General features: G+C 73.8%; 12 protein-coding genes. 2 read left to right on the top strand and 10 right to left on the bottom strand.

All coding sequences use genetic code 11. From position 1 onward, the window contains the following. Window positions 1-4: 4 nt before the first annotated feature. The 3 genes from ACFY7H_RS01000 to ACFY7H_RS00990 are packed head-to-tail and all read right to left on the bottom strand — an operon-like array spanning window position 5 to window position 2,873. Entirely contained in the window at window positions 5-631 is a 627-nt protein-coding gene (locus ACFY7H_RS01000; RefSeq protein WP_388931207.1) for a lactate utilization protein C, read from the bottom strand. Beyond that, a complete protein-coding gene (locus ACFY7H_RS00995; RefSeq protein ID WP_388931204.1) occupies window positions 628-2,121 on the bottom strand; it encodes a lactate utilization protein B in 1,494 nt (497 codons plus the stop codon). Before ACFY7H_RS00995 ends, ACFY7H_RS01000 begins: the two co-directional genes overlap by 4 nt. Beyond that, window positions 2,118-2,873 (bottom strand): (Fe-S)-binding protein, encoded by a 756-nt coding sequence (locus ACFY7H_RS00990; protein WP_388931201.1) that lies wholly within the window; start codon window positions 2,871-2,873, stop codon window positions 2,118-2,120. The genes ACFY7H_RS00995 and ACFY7H_RS00990 overlap by 4 nt, the downstream gene beginning before the upstream one ends. 18 nt (window positions 2,874-2,891) lie before the next feature. Here ACFY7H_RS00990 and cobF point away from each other — a divergent pair, with 18 nt between their 5' ends. Then, window positions 2,892-3,644 (top strand): precorrin-6A synthase (deacetylating), encoded by a 753-nt coding sequence (gene cobF, locus ACFY7H_RS00985; RefSeq protein ID WP_388931198.1) that lies wholly within the window; start codon window positions 2,892-2,894, stop codon window positions 3,642-3,644. On the opposite strand, the gene ACFY7H_RS00980 is transcribed toward cobF, so the two are convergent. Both ACFY7H_RS00980 and ACFY7H_RS00975 read right to left on the bottom strand, forming a co-directional pair. Beyond that, window positions 3,631-4,788, bottom strand: a complete 1,158-nt coding sequence (locus tag ACFY7H_RS00980) for an aminotransferase class V-fold PLP-dependent enzyme (protein ID WP_388931195.1) — start codon at window positions 4,786-4,788, stop codon at window positions 3,631-3,633. The two genes, cobF and ACFY7H_RS00980, sit on opposite strands and share 14 nt — an antisense overlap. A 211-nt stretch (window positions 4,789-4,999) precedes the next feature. After that, a complete protein-coding gene (locus tag ACFY7H_RS00975; protein ID WP_388931192.1) occupies window positions 5,000-6,673 on the bottom strand; it encodes a glycoside hydrolase family 71 protein in 1,674 nt (557 codons plus the stop codon). A gap of 246 nt (window positions 6,674-6,919) precedes the next feature. Between ACFY7H_RS00975 and ACFY7H_RS00970 the strand changes: the two genes are divergently transcribed. Then, on the top strand, window positions 6,920-7,390 hold the full coding sequence (locus tag ACFY7H_RS00970) for a hypothetical protein (RefSeq protein ID WP_388931189.1): 471 nt from the start codon (window positions 6,920-6,922) through the stop codon (window positions 7,388-7,390). Between the two features lie 103 nt (window positions 7,391-7,493). On the opposite strand, the gene ACFY7H_RS00965 is transcribed toward ACFY7H_RS00970, so the two are convergent. The 5 genes from ACFY7H_RS00965 to ACFY7H_RS00945 form a co-directional block, all read right to left on the bottom strand. Continuing rightward, window positions 7,494-9,713, bottom strand: a complete 2,220-nt coding sequence (locus ACFY7H_RS00965) for an NADP-dependent isocitrate dehydrogenase (RefSeq protein WP_388931186.1) — start codon at window positions 9,711-9,713, stop codon at window positions 7,494-7,496. A 181-nt stretch (window positions 9,714-9,894) separates the two neighbouring features. After that, the gene (locus ACFY7H_RS00960) at window positions 9,895-10,248 is read right to left on the bottom strand and encodes a DUF805 domain-containing protein (protein WP_388931183.1); all 354 of its coding nucleotides are present in this window, start codon (window positions 10,246-10,248) and stop codon (window positions 9,895-9,897) included. A 181-nt stretch (window positions 10,249-10,429) separates the two neighbouring features. Beyond that, a complete protein-coding gene (locus tag ACFY7H_RS00955) occupies window positions 10,430-11,068 on the bottom strand; it encodes a GNAT family N-acetyltransferase (protein WP_388931179.1) in 639 nt (212 codons plus the stop codon). A 203-nt stretch (window positions 11,069-11,271) separates the two neighbouring features. Next, on the bottom strand, window positions 11,272-12,354 hold the full coding sequence (gene corA, locus ACFY7H_RS00950; RefSeq protein ID WP_388932227.1) for a magnesium/cobalt transporter CorA: 1,083 nt from the start codon (window positions 12,352-12,354) through the stop codon (window positions 11,272-11,274). Window positions 12,355-12,563: 209 nt separating this feature from the next. Further along, window positions 12,564-14,234 carry a protein kinase gene (locus ACFY7H_RS00945; protein ID WP_388931177.1) on the bottom strand — a complete coding sequence of 557 codons (1,671 nt, stop codon included), beginning with the start codon at window positions 14,232-14,234 and terminating at the stop codon, window positions 12,564-12,566. Between the last annotated feature and the right edge of the window lie 66 nt (window positions 14,235-14,300).

Raw genomic sequence — 14,300 nt, 5'->3', positions numbered from 1 at the left:
GGGCCTATTGTGCGCCGAGGAGGACGACTTCCAGGGTGCGGGGGCCGTGCACGCCTTCCACCCGGTCCAGTTCGATGTCGCTGGTGGCCGAGGGTCCGGAGATCCAGGTCAGCGGGCGGGTGGGGTCGAGGCGTTCGAGGGCCTGCGGGACGGAGTCCACGACCTGGCCGGGGACGCGGACCACGCAGATGTGGTGGTCCGGGATCAGGGTGATGCGCCGCCGGCCCTGGTCGGGGCCGCCGTCGAGGACGAGGGTGCCGGTCTCGGCGACGGCCAGGGCGCAGCCGGTGACCACGCTGTCGACGCGGTCCAGGTCGTACGGGGTGGAGTCCGCGTGGTCGTGGACGAGGGTCGGGTCCGCGGCGGAGAGCCAGTGCGGGGGCAGAGCGGGCGGGACCAGGACCGTGCGGGAGCCGCGCTGGGCGAGCAGCCGCGCGAGCAGCGGCGGGAGGCCGTCCTCGTCGGTGCGGTGGACCTTCGCCCGGTATTCGGTGAGGTGGGCGGCGAGCAGGTCGGCGCTCTCGGCCGGGGTGCGGGTGCCGTGGACGCGGAGGTAGTCGCGGGGGACGGCGGGGTCCGGGCCGGAGGCGGCCCTGCGGATGCGGGCCAGGACGCGGTCCTTGCTGCTCACGGTCGGTTCCCCCGTTCGCGGGTCCACCAGTCGCGGAAGGATTCCGCCGGGATCTCGGGCAGTTCGCGGGTGTCGGTCCAGGCGCGGCCCGGCCCCGGCAGCCGGCGCGGGCGCAGCCGGCGGGCGCGGGACAGCAGCCGCTCCCCGGCCCGCAGCGCGCCGGGGTGGTCGAGGAGGAGCCGGGCGGCGCGCATGGCGGCCCGTTCGGCGGTGTGGCCGTGCGCGGGCCGGATCCGTACGCGGACGCCCTCGCGGGTCACGGGCCCGCCCTGGACCACGCGTTCGCGGAGGTGGACGAGGACCTCGGGGATGTCGATGGCGACGGGACAGACCTCGTAGCAGGCGCCGCACAGGGTGGAGGCGTAGGGCAGGCTGGCGTCGATCGCGCTGCCGGTGCCGCGCAGTTGGGGGCTGAGGACGGCGCCGATGGGGCCGGGGTACACGGAGCCGTAGGCGTGGCCTCCGGCGCGTTCGTAGACGGGGCAGACGTTCAGGCAGGCGGAGCAGCGGATGCAGCGCAGGGCCTGGCGGCCGGTCTCGTCGGCGAGGGTGTCGGTGCGGCCGTTGTCGAGGAGGACGAGGTGGAAGGCGGAGGGGCCGTCGCCGTCGGCCCCTTGAGACGGCCCCGTTCCGGTCCACATGGTGGTGTACGGGTTCATCCGTTCGGCGGTGGACGAACGCGGCAGGGTCTGGAGGAAGACCTCCAGGTCGCGGAAGGTGGGGACGACCTTCTCGATGCCGACGACCGAGATGAGGGTGTCGGGCAGGGTCAGGCACATGCGGCCGTTGCCCTCGGATTCGAGGACGACCATGGTGCCGGTCTCGGCGACCATGAAGTTCGCGCCGGAGACGGCCACTTTGGCGCGCAGGAACTTCTCGCGCAGGTGGAGGCGGGCGGCTTCGGCGAGTTCGCGCGGGTCGTCGCCGAGTGCCTCGGGGGCCGGCCGGCCCCAGCCGGCCATCTCGGAGCGGAAGAGGTCGCGGATCTCGCCGCGGTTGCGGTGGATGGCGGGGACGAGGATGTGCGAGGGCCGGTCGTGGGCCAGCTGGACGATGAGCTCGGCCAGGTCGGTCTCGTAGGCGGCGATGCCGGCGGCTTCCAGGGCTTCGTTGAGGCCGGTCTCCTGGGTGGCCATGGACTTGACCTTGACCACCTCCCGCTCCCCGGTGGCGCGGACCAGGCCCACGACGATCCGGTTGGCCTCCTCGGCGTCGACGGCCCAGTGCACGGTGCCGCCGGCCGCGGTGACGGCGGCCTCCAGCTGGAGCAGGTAGCGGTCGAGGTGGCGCAGGGTGTGGTCCTTGAGGGCCTTGCCCGCCTCCCGCAGGCGGTCCCAGTCGGCGAGTTCGGCGACCGCGCGGGCCCGTTTGTCCCGGATGGTGTGGGTGGCGTGCCGGAGGTTGGCGCGCAGTACGCCGTCCCGTACGGCCTCGCGGGCGACGGCGGGGAACGGCGGGAAGGCGGGCATGCCGAGGTGCGTACCGGTCATGGCAGGGGGTCCTCCTCCGTGGCGGCCAGGATCTCGGCGAGGTGCAGGGTGCGCATGGGGTCCCCGGCGCGGTGGAGGATGCCGCCGAGGTGGGCGAGGCAGGAGTTGTCGGCCCCGCACAGCACCTCGGCGCCGGTGGCCCGGGCGGCGGCGGTCTTGTCGGCGCCCATCGCGGCGGACACGTCCGGGTTCTTCACGGCGAAGGTGCCGCCGAAGCCGCAGCACTCCTCGGCGCCGGGCAGCTCGACCAGTTCGAGGCCCTTGACGGCGGCCAGCAGCCGCCGGGGGCGTTCGCCGAGGCCGAGGGAGCGCAGGCCGTGGCAGGAGGGGTGGTAGGTGACGGTGTGCGGGAAGTACGCGCCGACGTCGGTGACTCCGAGGACGTCCACGAGGAACTCGGTCAGTTCGTGGACCCGCGGTACGAGGCCCTCCGCGAGCTCCGCCAGGGCGCTCCCCCGCCCCTCCTCGGCGGCCTTGCGGCCGATGCGGGGGTAGTGCTCGCGGATCATCGCGGCGCAGGAGCCTGAGGGGGTGACCACGTGGTCGTGGCCGGCGAAGGCCTCGGCGGTGCGGCGCAGCAGCGGCTCGGCCTCGTGGCGGTAGCCGGTGTTGTATTGGGGCTGGCCGCAGCAGCTCTGGGCGGCGGGGAAGTCCACTTCGACGCCGAGGCGCTCCAGGAGCCGTACGACGGCGATGCCGGTCCGGGGGTACAGCGCGTCGTTGACGCAGGTGACGAACAGGGCGGCGCGCATGATGGGCACAATAGCCCGGTGAAGAAGTTCTCAGTCATCGGCATAGGCGCGGGCGACCCTGACCACCTGACCCTCCAGGCGGTCCGGGCGATCGGCGCGGCGGACGCATTCCTCATCCTGGAGAAGGGGGAGGAGAAGTCGGACCTGACCGGTCTGCGGCGGGCGATGCTCGACGCGCACGCCCGTCCCGGCCACCGGCTCGTGGAGGGCCGCGATCCGGACCGGGACCGCACCCCGGCCGACTACACCCCGACGGTGGACGGCTGGCGCAGCGCCCGGGCCGAGATCTTCGAGCGGTTCATCGCGGAGGATCTGGCGGAGGGCGAGACCGGGGCCTTCCTGGTGTGGGGCGACCCCTCGCTGTACGACTCCACGCTGGCGATCCTCGACGAGGTGCTGGAGCACGGCCGGGTGGCCTTCGAGCACGAGGTGGTGCCCGGCATCAGCAGCGTGTCGGCGCTGCTGGCCAGGCACCGGACCAATCTGAACCGGGTCGGGCGGCCGGTCCAGATCACCACCGGCCGCCGGCTCGCGGAGGGCTGGCCGCAGGACGTGGACGACGTGGTGGTGATGCTGGACGCCCGGCACGCCTTCACCGCCCACCTGGACCAGGACCTCTACATCTACTGGGGTGCCTACGTCGGCACGCCGGACGAGATCCTGGTCCAGGGCAAGCTGGCCGACGTCGCGGGCCGCATCGAGGAGCTGCGGACCGAGGCCCGGGCCCGCAAGGGCTGGATCATGGACACCTACCTGCTCAGGCGCCCCTGAGGAAGCCGGGCAGGGCCGCGGCGAGGCGCTCGTACTCCTCGGCCCGGTTGTAGAGCTGCCCGCAGACCCGGATGCCGCCGCCGCCCGGCCGTGCCCAGATCAGCACGCGGATACGGAGCTTCGCCGCGAGTTCCTCGCGCATGGCCGCGGCGGCGTCCTGGGTCTCGGCGGTGCCGGGCGGCAGCAGCAGCGAGCGCATGGCCACGCCCGGGGTGTGCGGGAGCGGGGTCAGGCCGGGGACCCCGGCGAGCAGTTCCGCCCCGTAGGCGGCGAGGGCGCCGTTGTGGGCGCGGACCCGGTCGGCGCCGAGCCGCTCGATGAGGTCGAGGCCCTCGGGGGCGGCCAGCCAGCCGGTGTAGTCGGCGGTGGCGCGGTACTCGACGGAACGGGGGAAGCCGTGGTGGTCCTGCCAGGAGGGGGAGAAGGAGCGGACCCGGTCCCGGTGGGCGGGGGCGACGGCGAGGAGGGCGGTACCGGAGGGCGCGTACCCCCACTTGTGGAGGTTCCCGAACCAGAAGTCGGCGCCTGCGGGGACCGGCGCGGCCAGCATGCCGGGGGTGTGGGCGCCGTCGACGACGGTGGTGACGCCGCGGGCGGAGAGCTCGGCGAGGAGCCGGGGTCCGGCGATGAGGCGGGCGGTGGGCGAGCTGACGTGGTCGAGCAGGGCCACCTTGGTGCGGGGCGTGAGCGCGGCCAGCACGGTCTCGCGTACGGCGTCCTCGTCGGGCAGGCGCGGGTCCAGGGCGACGGTGGTCACGCGGGCGCGCCGGGCGGCGGCCGCGGTGACGGTGCCGTAGCCGTGGTCGGTGGCGAGGACCTCGTCGTCGTCGGCCAGCGGGATGGCTTCGAACGCCAGGTTGGCGCCCTCCGTGGCGTTGGAGACGAACGCGAGGCCGTCGGGGTCGGTGCCCAGCCGGGCCGCGATCCGCGCGCGGGCGCCGGCCAGCCGGTCGGGGAGGCCGTGGAAGAAGGCGTCGGGGTCGGCGTGGGCCTCGGTCCGCAGGGTCTCCTGCGCTTCGAGGACGGGCAGCGGGACCGCTCCGTAGGAGCCGTGGTTGAGGTGGGCGACGGCGGGGTCCAGCCGGAAGAGGCCGGGGCCGCCGGGGAAGGCGGGCGGGGCGGAGGGGGCGGACGGCGCGGGCACGGGTACCTCCGGACGGGACGTGTCGGGTGCGGGCTCCGTGGCCCGCACCCGGAGCATGCGGGCTCGCGCGCGGGGACGGAAGGGCCGCCTGGGCCGAATTGGCCTGCCCGGCCGCGGGCGGTCCCCCGGCGGCGGGCCGGCTCCCGGGCCGCGGGCCCCTCTCCCGCCCACGGGCCCCCGGCCGCGGGCCGGTCCCCGGGCCGGCGTCCGGTCACCCCGGGCGGCCGCTCGTCGCCGCGTAGTACTGGAGGTCCTGCACCGGTACCTCGTGGTCCGCGGGGTACGGCAGTTCCACCCGTACGGCGGCCTTCCCGGCGCGGGCCACCTCCGCCGCGCTGGTGCCGGGACGCAGCGGCAGCAGTTCGGCGTGGACCCCGGCCGGGGCCCGGTGTTCCCGCGTGGCGGAGCCGACGACGCTGCGGACGGTCGCGGGCTCCGTCAGGAAGCTGAGCACCTCGACCGTGTCCCGGGCGGCGGCGCTGCCCTTGCGCAGGGACATCAGCAGCGACTGGTCGCCGGTCGGGTCGGCGGCCGCGAACTGGGTGCGGCCGGTGAGGTAGAGGGTGTCCCGGACGATCGGGGGCCAGCCGCCGGTCTTGAAGCGGGTCAGGTAGTAGGAGGTGAGGTCCAGGTACGCGTGGCCGTTGTTCCGGGACGGGGCGAACTGGCTGCCCTCGGAGTAGTCGTTCCAGGTGGTCAGCTGGACCCAGTCGGCGCCGTCCTCGATGGCGTGGGTCCACGTGGCGCGCAGGGTGGCCGTGTTGCCCGCCTCGTCGTAGACGCCCTGGTTCGGGCGGGCGTCCTGCACGGAGACGGGCTGCATCCAGATCTTGCCCTGGCCGTGCGCCCGCCGGACGTCGGCGGCGGTGCCCTCCTGGCCCGCGTAGCTGCGGCTGCCCCACTCGGAGAACCCGTGGCTGATGGGTGCGAACGCTTCGTGGTGCGGGCCGAAGTCGAGGAAGAGGGGGACGAAGGCGGTGCGGATCCCGTGCCTCGACCTCAGCTGGTCCAGGACGCGGCGCCACCAGTCGGCGCTCTTCTGCTCGGCCTTGAACGGTGACACGACGAGCCGGCCGTCGTCGAGCCGGTGCGCGGCCGGGTGCCCGCCCAGGGCGGCCAGGGCCCCGGCGATCACGGCGGGGTCGTCGGTGTCCAGGGAGGTCATGTCCGGCATCAGCATGACCTTGAAGGCGGGGTCGACCGCGTGGGCGGCCCGCATCAGCAGGCCCGCGCGCTCCCAGTTCTTCCCGGAGAGGGAGAGCAGGTCGAGGGTGAAGCCGTCGATGCCCGCGTTCCGGGCGGTGCGGACCTCCTGCTGGAGGTTGGCGTACTCCCAGTCGCCGTCCTTCGGAGGGACGGGCAGCGGGCGGTCGCGCAGCAGGCCGCCGTACCGCTGGTGCTTGCCGTTCTCGCCCCGGGGGTCGAGGTAGTGACGGGTGTAGTAGTCGGCTTCGGTGCTCGCGTTGTCCAGGGAGAGCGGGTACGGGGTGAAGTAGTGGGCGAAGACCAGCTTGCGGCCGCCGGCGGCGGAGCGCAGCGCGTCGGGCGCGGGGAGGTCGAAGGGCAGGGCTCCGGTCGGACGGGCCGCGTCGGCGGCGGCGCTCGGGGCCGTGGTCCCGGCGGGTGACGGTGTCGGGTCCTCGTGCTCCGCGTCCGGGCCGGTGGCGGAGGGCGCGGCGGACGTGGCGGCGGGTCCGGTGGAGGAGGGCCCGGGGGCGGGCCGGGCGAGGTCCTGGCCGGCCGCGGCCGTGAAGGGGTTCCAGGCGACGCCGGCCGCGGCGCAGACACCGGCCAGCAGGAAGGCGGTGACCAGCAGGGCGGGCCGGCGCCCGGGCGGACGCGAGCGGGGCCGGTGGGACGGGGGTCCGTGCCGGTGCCCTGTCATCTGGTTCCCTCCCCTGGACACGCCCCGCCGCCGGGGCTGTTCAGCAGTAGAGCGGATTACCGCCACGCGGACAACCGTTCACCGGGAGCCGGGCGCGGCGACGGGGGCCGGGACCCCCGGCCCCACGCGACGGAACACGCCATTCCCCTGGCAGTGCCGCTGATTTGACGCATAATCATCTCCACGCGGCGCGAAACAACCCTCACGCCGCACCGGGTCACGCATGCGACGGGGGGCATCGTGATGATGGGCGACTCCAGGCCTGCGCCACCGGGCGGAGCTACAGGAACGCTGCCGGCCACCTCCACGGAACTCTCCCGGCTGCTCACCGTCGTGCGGCGGGGCCGGGTGCTGACGGTGACGGGCCGTTTCCACGAGCCGCGGAGCCTGCTGGTGCGGGACGTGGCCCGGCGGCTCTCCTCCAACTTCTGCGACGGCGTCGCGGTGGTCACGGTCAGCCCGGACGGCGGCGTACGCGGTCTCGTGGCCGCGCTGGGCTGCGTACCGGGGATGCCCTTCCTGCCCTGCGGGACGGCCAACGCGGCCTCCTGGCTGGCGGAGCGGGACGTGCTGCTGGTCCTGGACGGCAGCGACCGGCTCGGCCCGGAGGCGCTGACCTGGCTGCGGGAGCTGCTCGCCGCCGCGCCCGGGCTGCGCATCCTGGCCGCCGGCCGGCATCCCCTCGCCGTGGGCCAGGGCCGGGTGCACCGGCTCTGACCCCGCGCTGCCGCCCGCCGGGCCCCGCGCCCGGAAACGGGTCCGCCCCGGCCGGGCACGGGGCCGGCCGGGGCGGAACGCGTACTGCCTGCTGCTGCGGGCGTCAGCCCAGGAGGGCGAGCGCCCGGTTCAGCGTCGCGGAGGGACGCATCACCGCGGCCGCCTTGGCCGGGTCGGGCTGGTAGTAGCCGCCGATGTCGGCCGGGGAGCCCTGCACGGCGTTGAGCTCGGAGACGATGGTCTGCTCCTGCTCGGCCAGCGTCTTGGCGAGCGGGTCGAAGGCGGCGGCCAGCTTCGGGTCGTCGATCTGGCGCGACAGCTCCTGCGCCCAGTACATGGCGAGGTAGAAGTGGCTGCCGCGGTTGTCGATGCCGCCGAGGCGACGGGTCGGCGACTTGTCCTCGTTGAGGAAGGTGCCGGTGGCGCGGTCCAGGGTGTCGGCCAGGACCTGGGCGCGGGCGTTGCCGGTGGTGGTGGCGAGGTGCTCGAAGCTCGCGGCCAGGGCGAAGAACTCGCCGAGGCTGTCCCAGCGCAGGTAGTTCTCCTTGACCAGCTGCTGGACGTGCTTCGGGGCGGAGCCGCCGGCGCCGGTCTCGAAGAGGCCGCCGCCCGCCATCAGCGGGACGACCGACAGCATCTTGGCGCTGGTGCCCAGCTCCAGGATCGGGAAGAGGTCGGTCAGGTAGTCGCGCAGCACGTTGCCGGTCACCGAGATGGTGTCCTCGCCGCGGCGGATGCGCTCCAGGGAGTACTTCGTGGCCTCGACCGGAGAGAGGATCTCGATGGTCAGGCCGTCGGTGTCGTGCTCCGCGAGGTACGTCTTGACCTTGGCGATCAGCTGCGCGTCGTGGGCGCGGGTCTCGTCGAGCCAGAAGACGGCCGGGGATCCGGTGGCGCGGGCGCGGGTGACGGCGAGCTTGACCCAGTCCTGGATCGGCAGGTCCTTGGTCTGGCAGGCGCGGAAGATGTCGCCGGCGGCGACCTCCTGCTCGATGACGACGTTGCCCGCGGCGTCGACGACGCGGACGGTGCCCGCGGCGGCGATCTCGAAGGTCTTGTCGTGGCTGCCGTACTCCTCGGCCTTCTGGGCCATCAGGCCGACGTTCGGCACCGAGCCCATGGTGGCCGGGTCGAAGGCGCCGTGGGCGCGGCAGTCCTCGACGACGGCCTGGTAGACGCCCGCGTAGCTGCTGTCCGGGAGGACGGCGAGGGTGTCGGCCTCGGCGCCGTCGGGGCCCCACATGTGGCCGGAGGTGCGGATCATGGCCGGCATGGAGGCGTCGACGATCACGTCGGACGGCACGTGCAGGTTGGTGATGCCCTTGTCGGAGTCGACCATCGCGAGGGCGGGGCCCTCGGCGATCTCGGCGTCGAAGGAGGCCTTGATCGCGTCGCCGTCGGGGAGGGCGCCCAGGCCGTTCAGGATGGTGCCGAGGCCGTCGTTCGGGGACAGGCCGGCGGCGGCCAGGGTCTCGCCGTAGCGGGCGAAGGTCTTCGGGAAGAAGGCGCGGACCACGTGGCCGAAGATGATCGGGTCGGAGACCTTCATCATCGTGGCCTTGAGGTGCACGGAGAACAGGACGTCCTCGGCCTTGGCGCGCTGGATCTGGTCGTTCAGGAAGGTGCGCAGGGCGTCGACGTGCATGACGGACGCGTCCACGACCTCACCGGCGAGGACCGGTACCGACTCGCGCAGGACCGTGGTGGCGCCGTCGGCGGCGACGTGCTCGATGCGCAGCGTGCCGGCCTCGGACATCACGGCGGACTTCTCGGTGGAGCGGAAGTCGTTCTCGCCCATGGTGGCGACGTTCGTCTTCGACTCCGGGCTCCAGGCGCCCATGCGGTGCGGGTGGGCCTTGGCGTAGTTCTTCACCGAGGCGGGGGCACGGCGGTCGGAGTTGCCCTCGCGCAGGACCGGGTTGACGGCGCTGCCCTTGACCCTGTCGTAGCGGGCGCGGATCTCGCGCTCCTCGTCGGTCTTCGGGTCGTCCGGGTAGTCCGGAAGGGCGTAGCCCTGGCCCTGGAGCTCGGCGACGGCGGCCTTGAGCTGCGGGATGGAAGCCGAGATGTTCGGCAGCTTGATGATGTTGGCTTCGGGGGTCTTCGCCAGCTCGCCGAGCTCGGCGAGGGCGTCGGCGATCCGCTGGCCCTCCTCGAGGTACTCGGGGAAGACGGCGATGATCCGACCGGCCAGGGAGATGTCACGGGTCTCGACATTCACACCGGCCGTCGACGCGTACGCCTGCACCACGGGCAGGAAGGAATACGTCGCGAGGGCCGGGGCCTCGTCAGTGTGCGTGTAGATGATGGTCGAGTCAGTCACCGGATGCTCCGCTCCACAGTCTGCGTCTCTCGTCTGCAACATTGCTCGACATCAAGATATCTCGTGATCGGGGCTGTCCGGACAGCCCCCTCCCGCAAGACGCGGAGAGACGCGCGTCACGGGAACGCGAAAGGCGCCGCCGCCGGCCCCGTGGGCCGGCGGCGGCGCCGTGTCGCGCCTGTCAGGCGGTGAGCTGCTTGGGGTTCGCTCCGTACTGGTTCGGTCCGGCGTCACCCTCGATGGCCATGAGGACGATGATCCCGATCCAGCCGACGAAGGGGATGAGCCCGACCAGGTACCACCAGCCGGACCTGCCGGTGTCGTGGAGGCGGCGGACGCTGAGCCCCAGGGTGGGGAGGAGGACGCCGAGGTTGTAGAGGTAGAAGGCGACCGGGTAGCTCCCGAGCGCGAGGTCGAGCGCGATCAGCACGACCATGACCGGGATGCTGCACAGGACGAACATCCAGTACTCCCGGCGGCGCGCACGGCCGGAGAAGTCCGCGTAGCGCTTGATGACGTCGACGTAGTAGTGCACGAGTCCCCCCTAAGGACGGCATCGACGGCCCCTCGGCCTGAAAAGGGGGCCGGGCCCGCTTTATGCCCTCCGACCACCGCGTTCAAGCCACCACGGGACACTTGTACGAGGCCAACCGCGTTGTTTTCAAAGGGAGTTGAGCACGCCTGCGACGGGTGTGCCGGCAGGGGCGGGGCTTGCGTCAGCCGATGCGGCCGGGCGTCCGGGACGCCAGGCGCTCGCGCAGGGCGGCCTTCGCCGCGGGCCACTCGGGGCGGGTGAGCGCGTAGATCACGGTGTTCCGGACGTGGCCGTCCCGCATCACCATGTGCTGCCGCATGATCCCCTCCTCGGTCGCACCGAGACGGGCGATCGCGGCGCGCGAGGCGGCGTTGCGCTCGTCGGTGAGGAGCTCGACCCGGTTCATCCCGAGCTCCTCGAAGGCGTGCGTGAGCATCAGCAGCTTCGCCTCGGCGTTCACCCCGGTCCGCTGCCAGGTCCGTCCGAGGAAGGTCCAGCCGATCTCCAGCCGCCGGTGCTCCGTATTGATCATCATCAGCCGGGTCGAGCCCGCGATCCGGCCCGTGGCCAGGTCGACCGTGGCGTACGCCCCCTCCCGGCCGGCCTCGCGCGCCGCGACGGCGTCGGCGATGAAGCCGCGTACGTCCTCCGGGCGCGGCACGAGGGTCACGGCGAGTTCCCACAGGGCCCCGTCGCTCACGGCCTCGCACAGGCCGTCGTGGTGCCGGTGGTCCAGCGGTTCCAGCCGTACCCGCTCGCCGGTCAGTTCCGCCGCCAGCGGGTCCGTCCCCGCCCCCGCCGCCCGCGTCCGTTCCACCATGTCCGGCCTGCCCGTTCCCATCGGTTCCCGTGCTGTCGAGCGGACCCTACGCGGCGGCCCGACCGGTTTCACCCGGGTTTCCGGGACCGGGACGGGCCGGCGGGGGTGGCGTTCCGGGCCGGTGCGGCGTGCGGCGTTCCGGGCCGGTGCGGCGTGCGGCGTTCCGGCCGGTGCGGGGTGCGCGTGCGGCGTGCGGCGTGCGGTCAGATCCAGCCGTTGCGCCGGAATCCCCGGTGGATGAGGAAACAGGCGACCGCCATCACACCGAGGACCAGCGGGTACCCGTACGTCCAGCGCAGCTCGGGCATGTGGTCGAAGTTCATGCCGTAGACCCCGCAGACCATGGTGGGCACGGCCACTATGGCCGCCCACGCCGTGATCTTGCGCATGTCCTCGTTCTGGGCGACCGTCACCTGCGCGAGGTGGGCCTGGAGGACGGAGTCGAGGAGGCCGTCGTAGGCGCCGATCTGCTCGGTGGCACGGGTCAGGTGGTCGGCGACGTCGCGGAAGTAGGCGCGGACCTCCTGCGGGATCACCGGTATCGGCTGCGTCGCCAGGTGCTGGAGCGGACGGTCGAGCGGGGCCACCGCCCGGCGCAGCTCGAGGAGTTCCCGCTTGAGCTGGTAGATCCGGCCCGCGTCGCCGCGTCCGCCGTGGTCGCTGAACACGGCCGTCTCCACGGCGTCCATGTCGCTCTGCACCGCGTCCGTGACGGCCACGTAGTCGTCGACCACGTGGTCCGCCATGGCGTGCAGCACGGCAGCCGGGCCCTTGGCCAGCTGCTCCGGATCGGCTTCGAGGGCCTCGCGGACGGGGCCGAGGGTGCCGCGCCCGCCGTGCCGGATGGTGATGACGAAGTCCTGGCCGATGAAGGCCATCAGCTCGCCGGTCTCCACCACCTCGCTGGTCGCGGTCAGCTCCTCGTGCTCGACGTAGCGGACGGTCTTGAAGACGGCGAAGAGGGTCTCGTCGTAGCGCTCCACTTTGGGCCGCTGGTGCGCGTGGACGGCGTCCTCGACGGCGAGGGGGTGCAGGCCGAAGAGGTCGGCGAGCCCTGCGAGCTCCTGCTGCGAGGGTTCGTGCAGGCCGATCCAGACGAAGCCCCGGCCGGTCTTGCGGACCCTGCGCAGCGCCTCCTCGGCCTCGGCGCACCCGTCCTGGCGGACGCCGTCCTGGTAGACCACACAGTTGACGACGGCGCTGCCGAGCGGGGAGCGGGCGGGGTGGCTGAGGTCGACGGCCCGCCGGTAGCCGCGGCGCACGGCACGGCGCAGGTTGCTGAACATGGACACGGACGTACTCTCCTTCGGCGGATCAGCGGCCAGTCTGCCACCGACCCGCCGACGGCCCGCCACGCGCCCGCGCCCGGGTCCCGCGCCGCCGCCCTCCCGGCGGGTCCGGAAGCGGCCGGCACCGGGCCCGGCGCCCCCGGGGTGTCCGGACCCACGCCCGGCGGCCCGTGCGGCGCGGCCCAGGCGGGCCCCTGACGACAGGCCTAGCAGGCCGGGGAGGAGCCCTTCTGGCGGGTGAGGTCGCGGTTGTACAGCCAGCCGGTGGTGTTGGTGCCGTCCACGCGCACGAACGTCCACTGGTTTCCGTACGAGTTGACGATGTAGCAGTGGTACCAGAGCTTCGTGCCGCTCTTGACCAGGGTGCCCTTCGCGCACTGCTGGTACGGCGCGGCCAGCAGGTGGTGGTCGCCCGAGATGTAGCCGTAGGTGCCCGGGGTCGGGTCCCGGTGGGTCCAGCCGGCGCACCCCGTGGGCACGGGGCTGGGCTTGCCCGGGGCCGGCGAGGAGGACTTCCCGGAGGGCGACGGCGTGCCCGGCTTCTTCGAGGCGCTCGCGGACGGCTTGGTGGTGGGCGCCGAGCCGGAGGGCGAGGGGGCGGGGGCGGGGGTGTCCCCGCCCGGCTGCCCGCCGGGCGCCGGGGAGCCGCCGGGTGCGGGTGTGGGCGCCGCGCTCCCCCGGCCCTGGCCGCCGCCGGAGGTCACGGCGTAGGTGACGCCCCCGGCGGCGAGTACGGCGACCACCGCGACGGCCATCACCGCGCGGCTGCGGCGCCGCGCCCGGTCCGCGGCCGCCGAGGCGGGCCGGGTGGTGGCCGTGAGGGGCTGGCCGCTCGGGGGCCCCTGCGGCGGGAAGCCGGGCTGGGGGGCGGGACCGTACGGCTGCGGAAACGGTACGCCGCCGGGGCCGGCCGCGGGCGGGGGCCCGAAGCCGGGAACCGGCGCGGGAGCGTACGGGGACGGCGGCACGGGGACCGGCGGCACGGCGGCGGACGGCTGCGCGGGGGCGGCGCCGCCCGCCGCCACCTGCTCCAGCATCGCGCGGGCCCGCTCGGCGGTGGGCCGGTGCTCCGGCTCCTTGGCCATCAGCTCCCGCAGCACGGGGGCGAGAGGCCCCGCCCGCCGGGGCTCGGGCAGCGGGTCGCCGACGATCGCGGCCAGCGTGGACCACACCGAGGTACGGCGAAACGGCGACAGGCCCTCCACCGCCGCGTAGAGGGTCATCCCGAGCGACCAGATGTCCGAGGCGGGACCGGGCTCCCTGCCCTGCGCGCGCTCCGGCGGCAGGTAGTCGAGCGAGCCGACCAGCTCGCCGCTGCGGGTCAGCTTCGCCAGGGCCTCGTCGCCGGAGGACTCGATCGTGGCGATGCCGAAGTCCGTGAGCACGACCCGGCCGCCGCGCTCCAGCAGGACGTTCCCCGGTTTCACGTCCCGGTGCAGGACGCCCGCCCGGTGCGCGGCGTCGAGCGCGTCCATCAGCTTGGCGCCGATCGCGGCGGCCTCGTGCGGGTCGAGAGCACCATGCCGCGTCACCACCTCGTCGAGGGAGGGGCCGTCGACCAGTTCCATGACGATGACGGGCAGGCCCTGCTCGTGGGTCACGTCGTGGACGGTGACCACGCCTTCGTGCCGGATGCGGGCGGCGGCCTGCGCCTCGCGTTCCATCCGGGTGCGTAGGTCGGCCAGTTCGGCGTCGCTGGAGTCGGTGTAGGCCCGCAGGACCTTGACGGCGACCTCGCGGGCGAGCAGTTCGTCGACGGCCCGGGCGACCACGCCCATGCCGCCGCGGCCGACCACGGAGGTCACCCGGTAGCGCCGTCCGAGCACCTTGCCGACGAGGTCCCCGTCGTTCGCTTCCCCCGTTTGGCCCGCTGGCACCACATGCTCCGTTCCACGACCGGTCGTCCGTCTCGACGATCTACGGGGCACAAGCGTAGATGCACC

Origin of the sequence: Streptomyces sp. NPDC012794, from assembly GCF_042901085.1 — a bacterium.
In the GTDB taxonomy this organism is placed as follows: Bacteria; Actinomycetota; Actinomycetes; order Streptomycetales; family Streptomycetaceae; genus Streptomyces.
This window is presented reverse-complemented; position numbering and strand designations above follow the sequence as displayed.

Excerpts from the sequence above, each read along its gene's own strand:
- ACFY7H_RS00995 (WP_388931204.1), bottom strand. The coding sequence starts at position 2,121 with ATGACCGGTACGCACCTCGGCATGCCCGCCTTCCCGCCGTTCCCCGCC.
- ACFY7H_RS00990 (WP_388931201.1), bottom strand. The coding sequence starts at position 2,873 with ATGCGCGCCGCCCTGTTCGTCACCTGCGTCAACGACGCGCTGTACCCC.
- ACFY7H_RS00975 (WP_388931192.1), bottom strand. The coding sequence starts at position 6,673 with ATGACAGGGCACCGGCACGGACCCCCGTCCCACCGGCCCCGCTCGCGT.
- ACFY7H_RS00970 (WP_388931189.1), top strand. The coding sequence starts at position 6,920 with ATGGGCGACTCCAGGCCTGCGCCACCGGGCGGAGCTACAGGAACGCTG.
- ACFY7H_RS00955 (WP_388931179.1), bottom strand. The coding sequence starts at position 11,068 with ATGGTGGAACGGACGCGGGCGGCGGGGGCGGGGACGGACCCGCTGGCG.
- corA (WP_388932227.1), bottom strand. The coding sequence starts at position 12,354 with ATGTTCAGCAACCTGCGCCGTGCCGTGCGCCGCGGCTACCGGCGGGCC.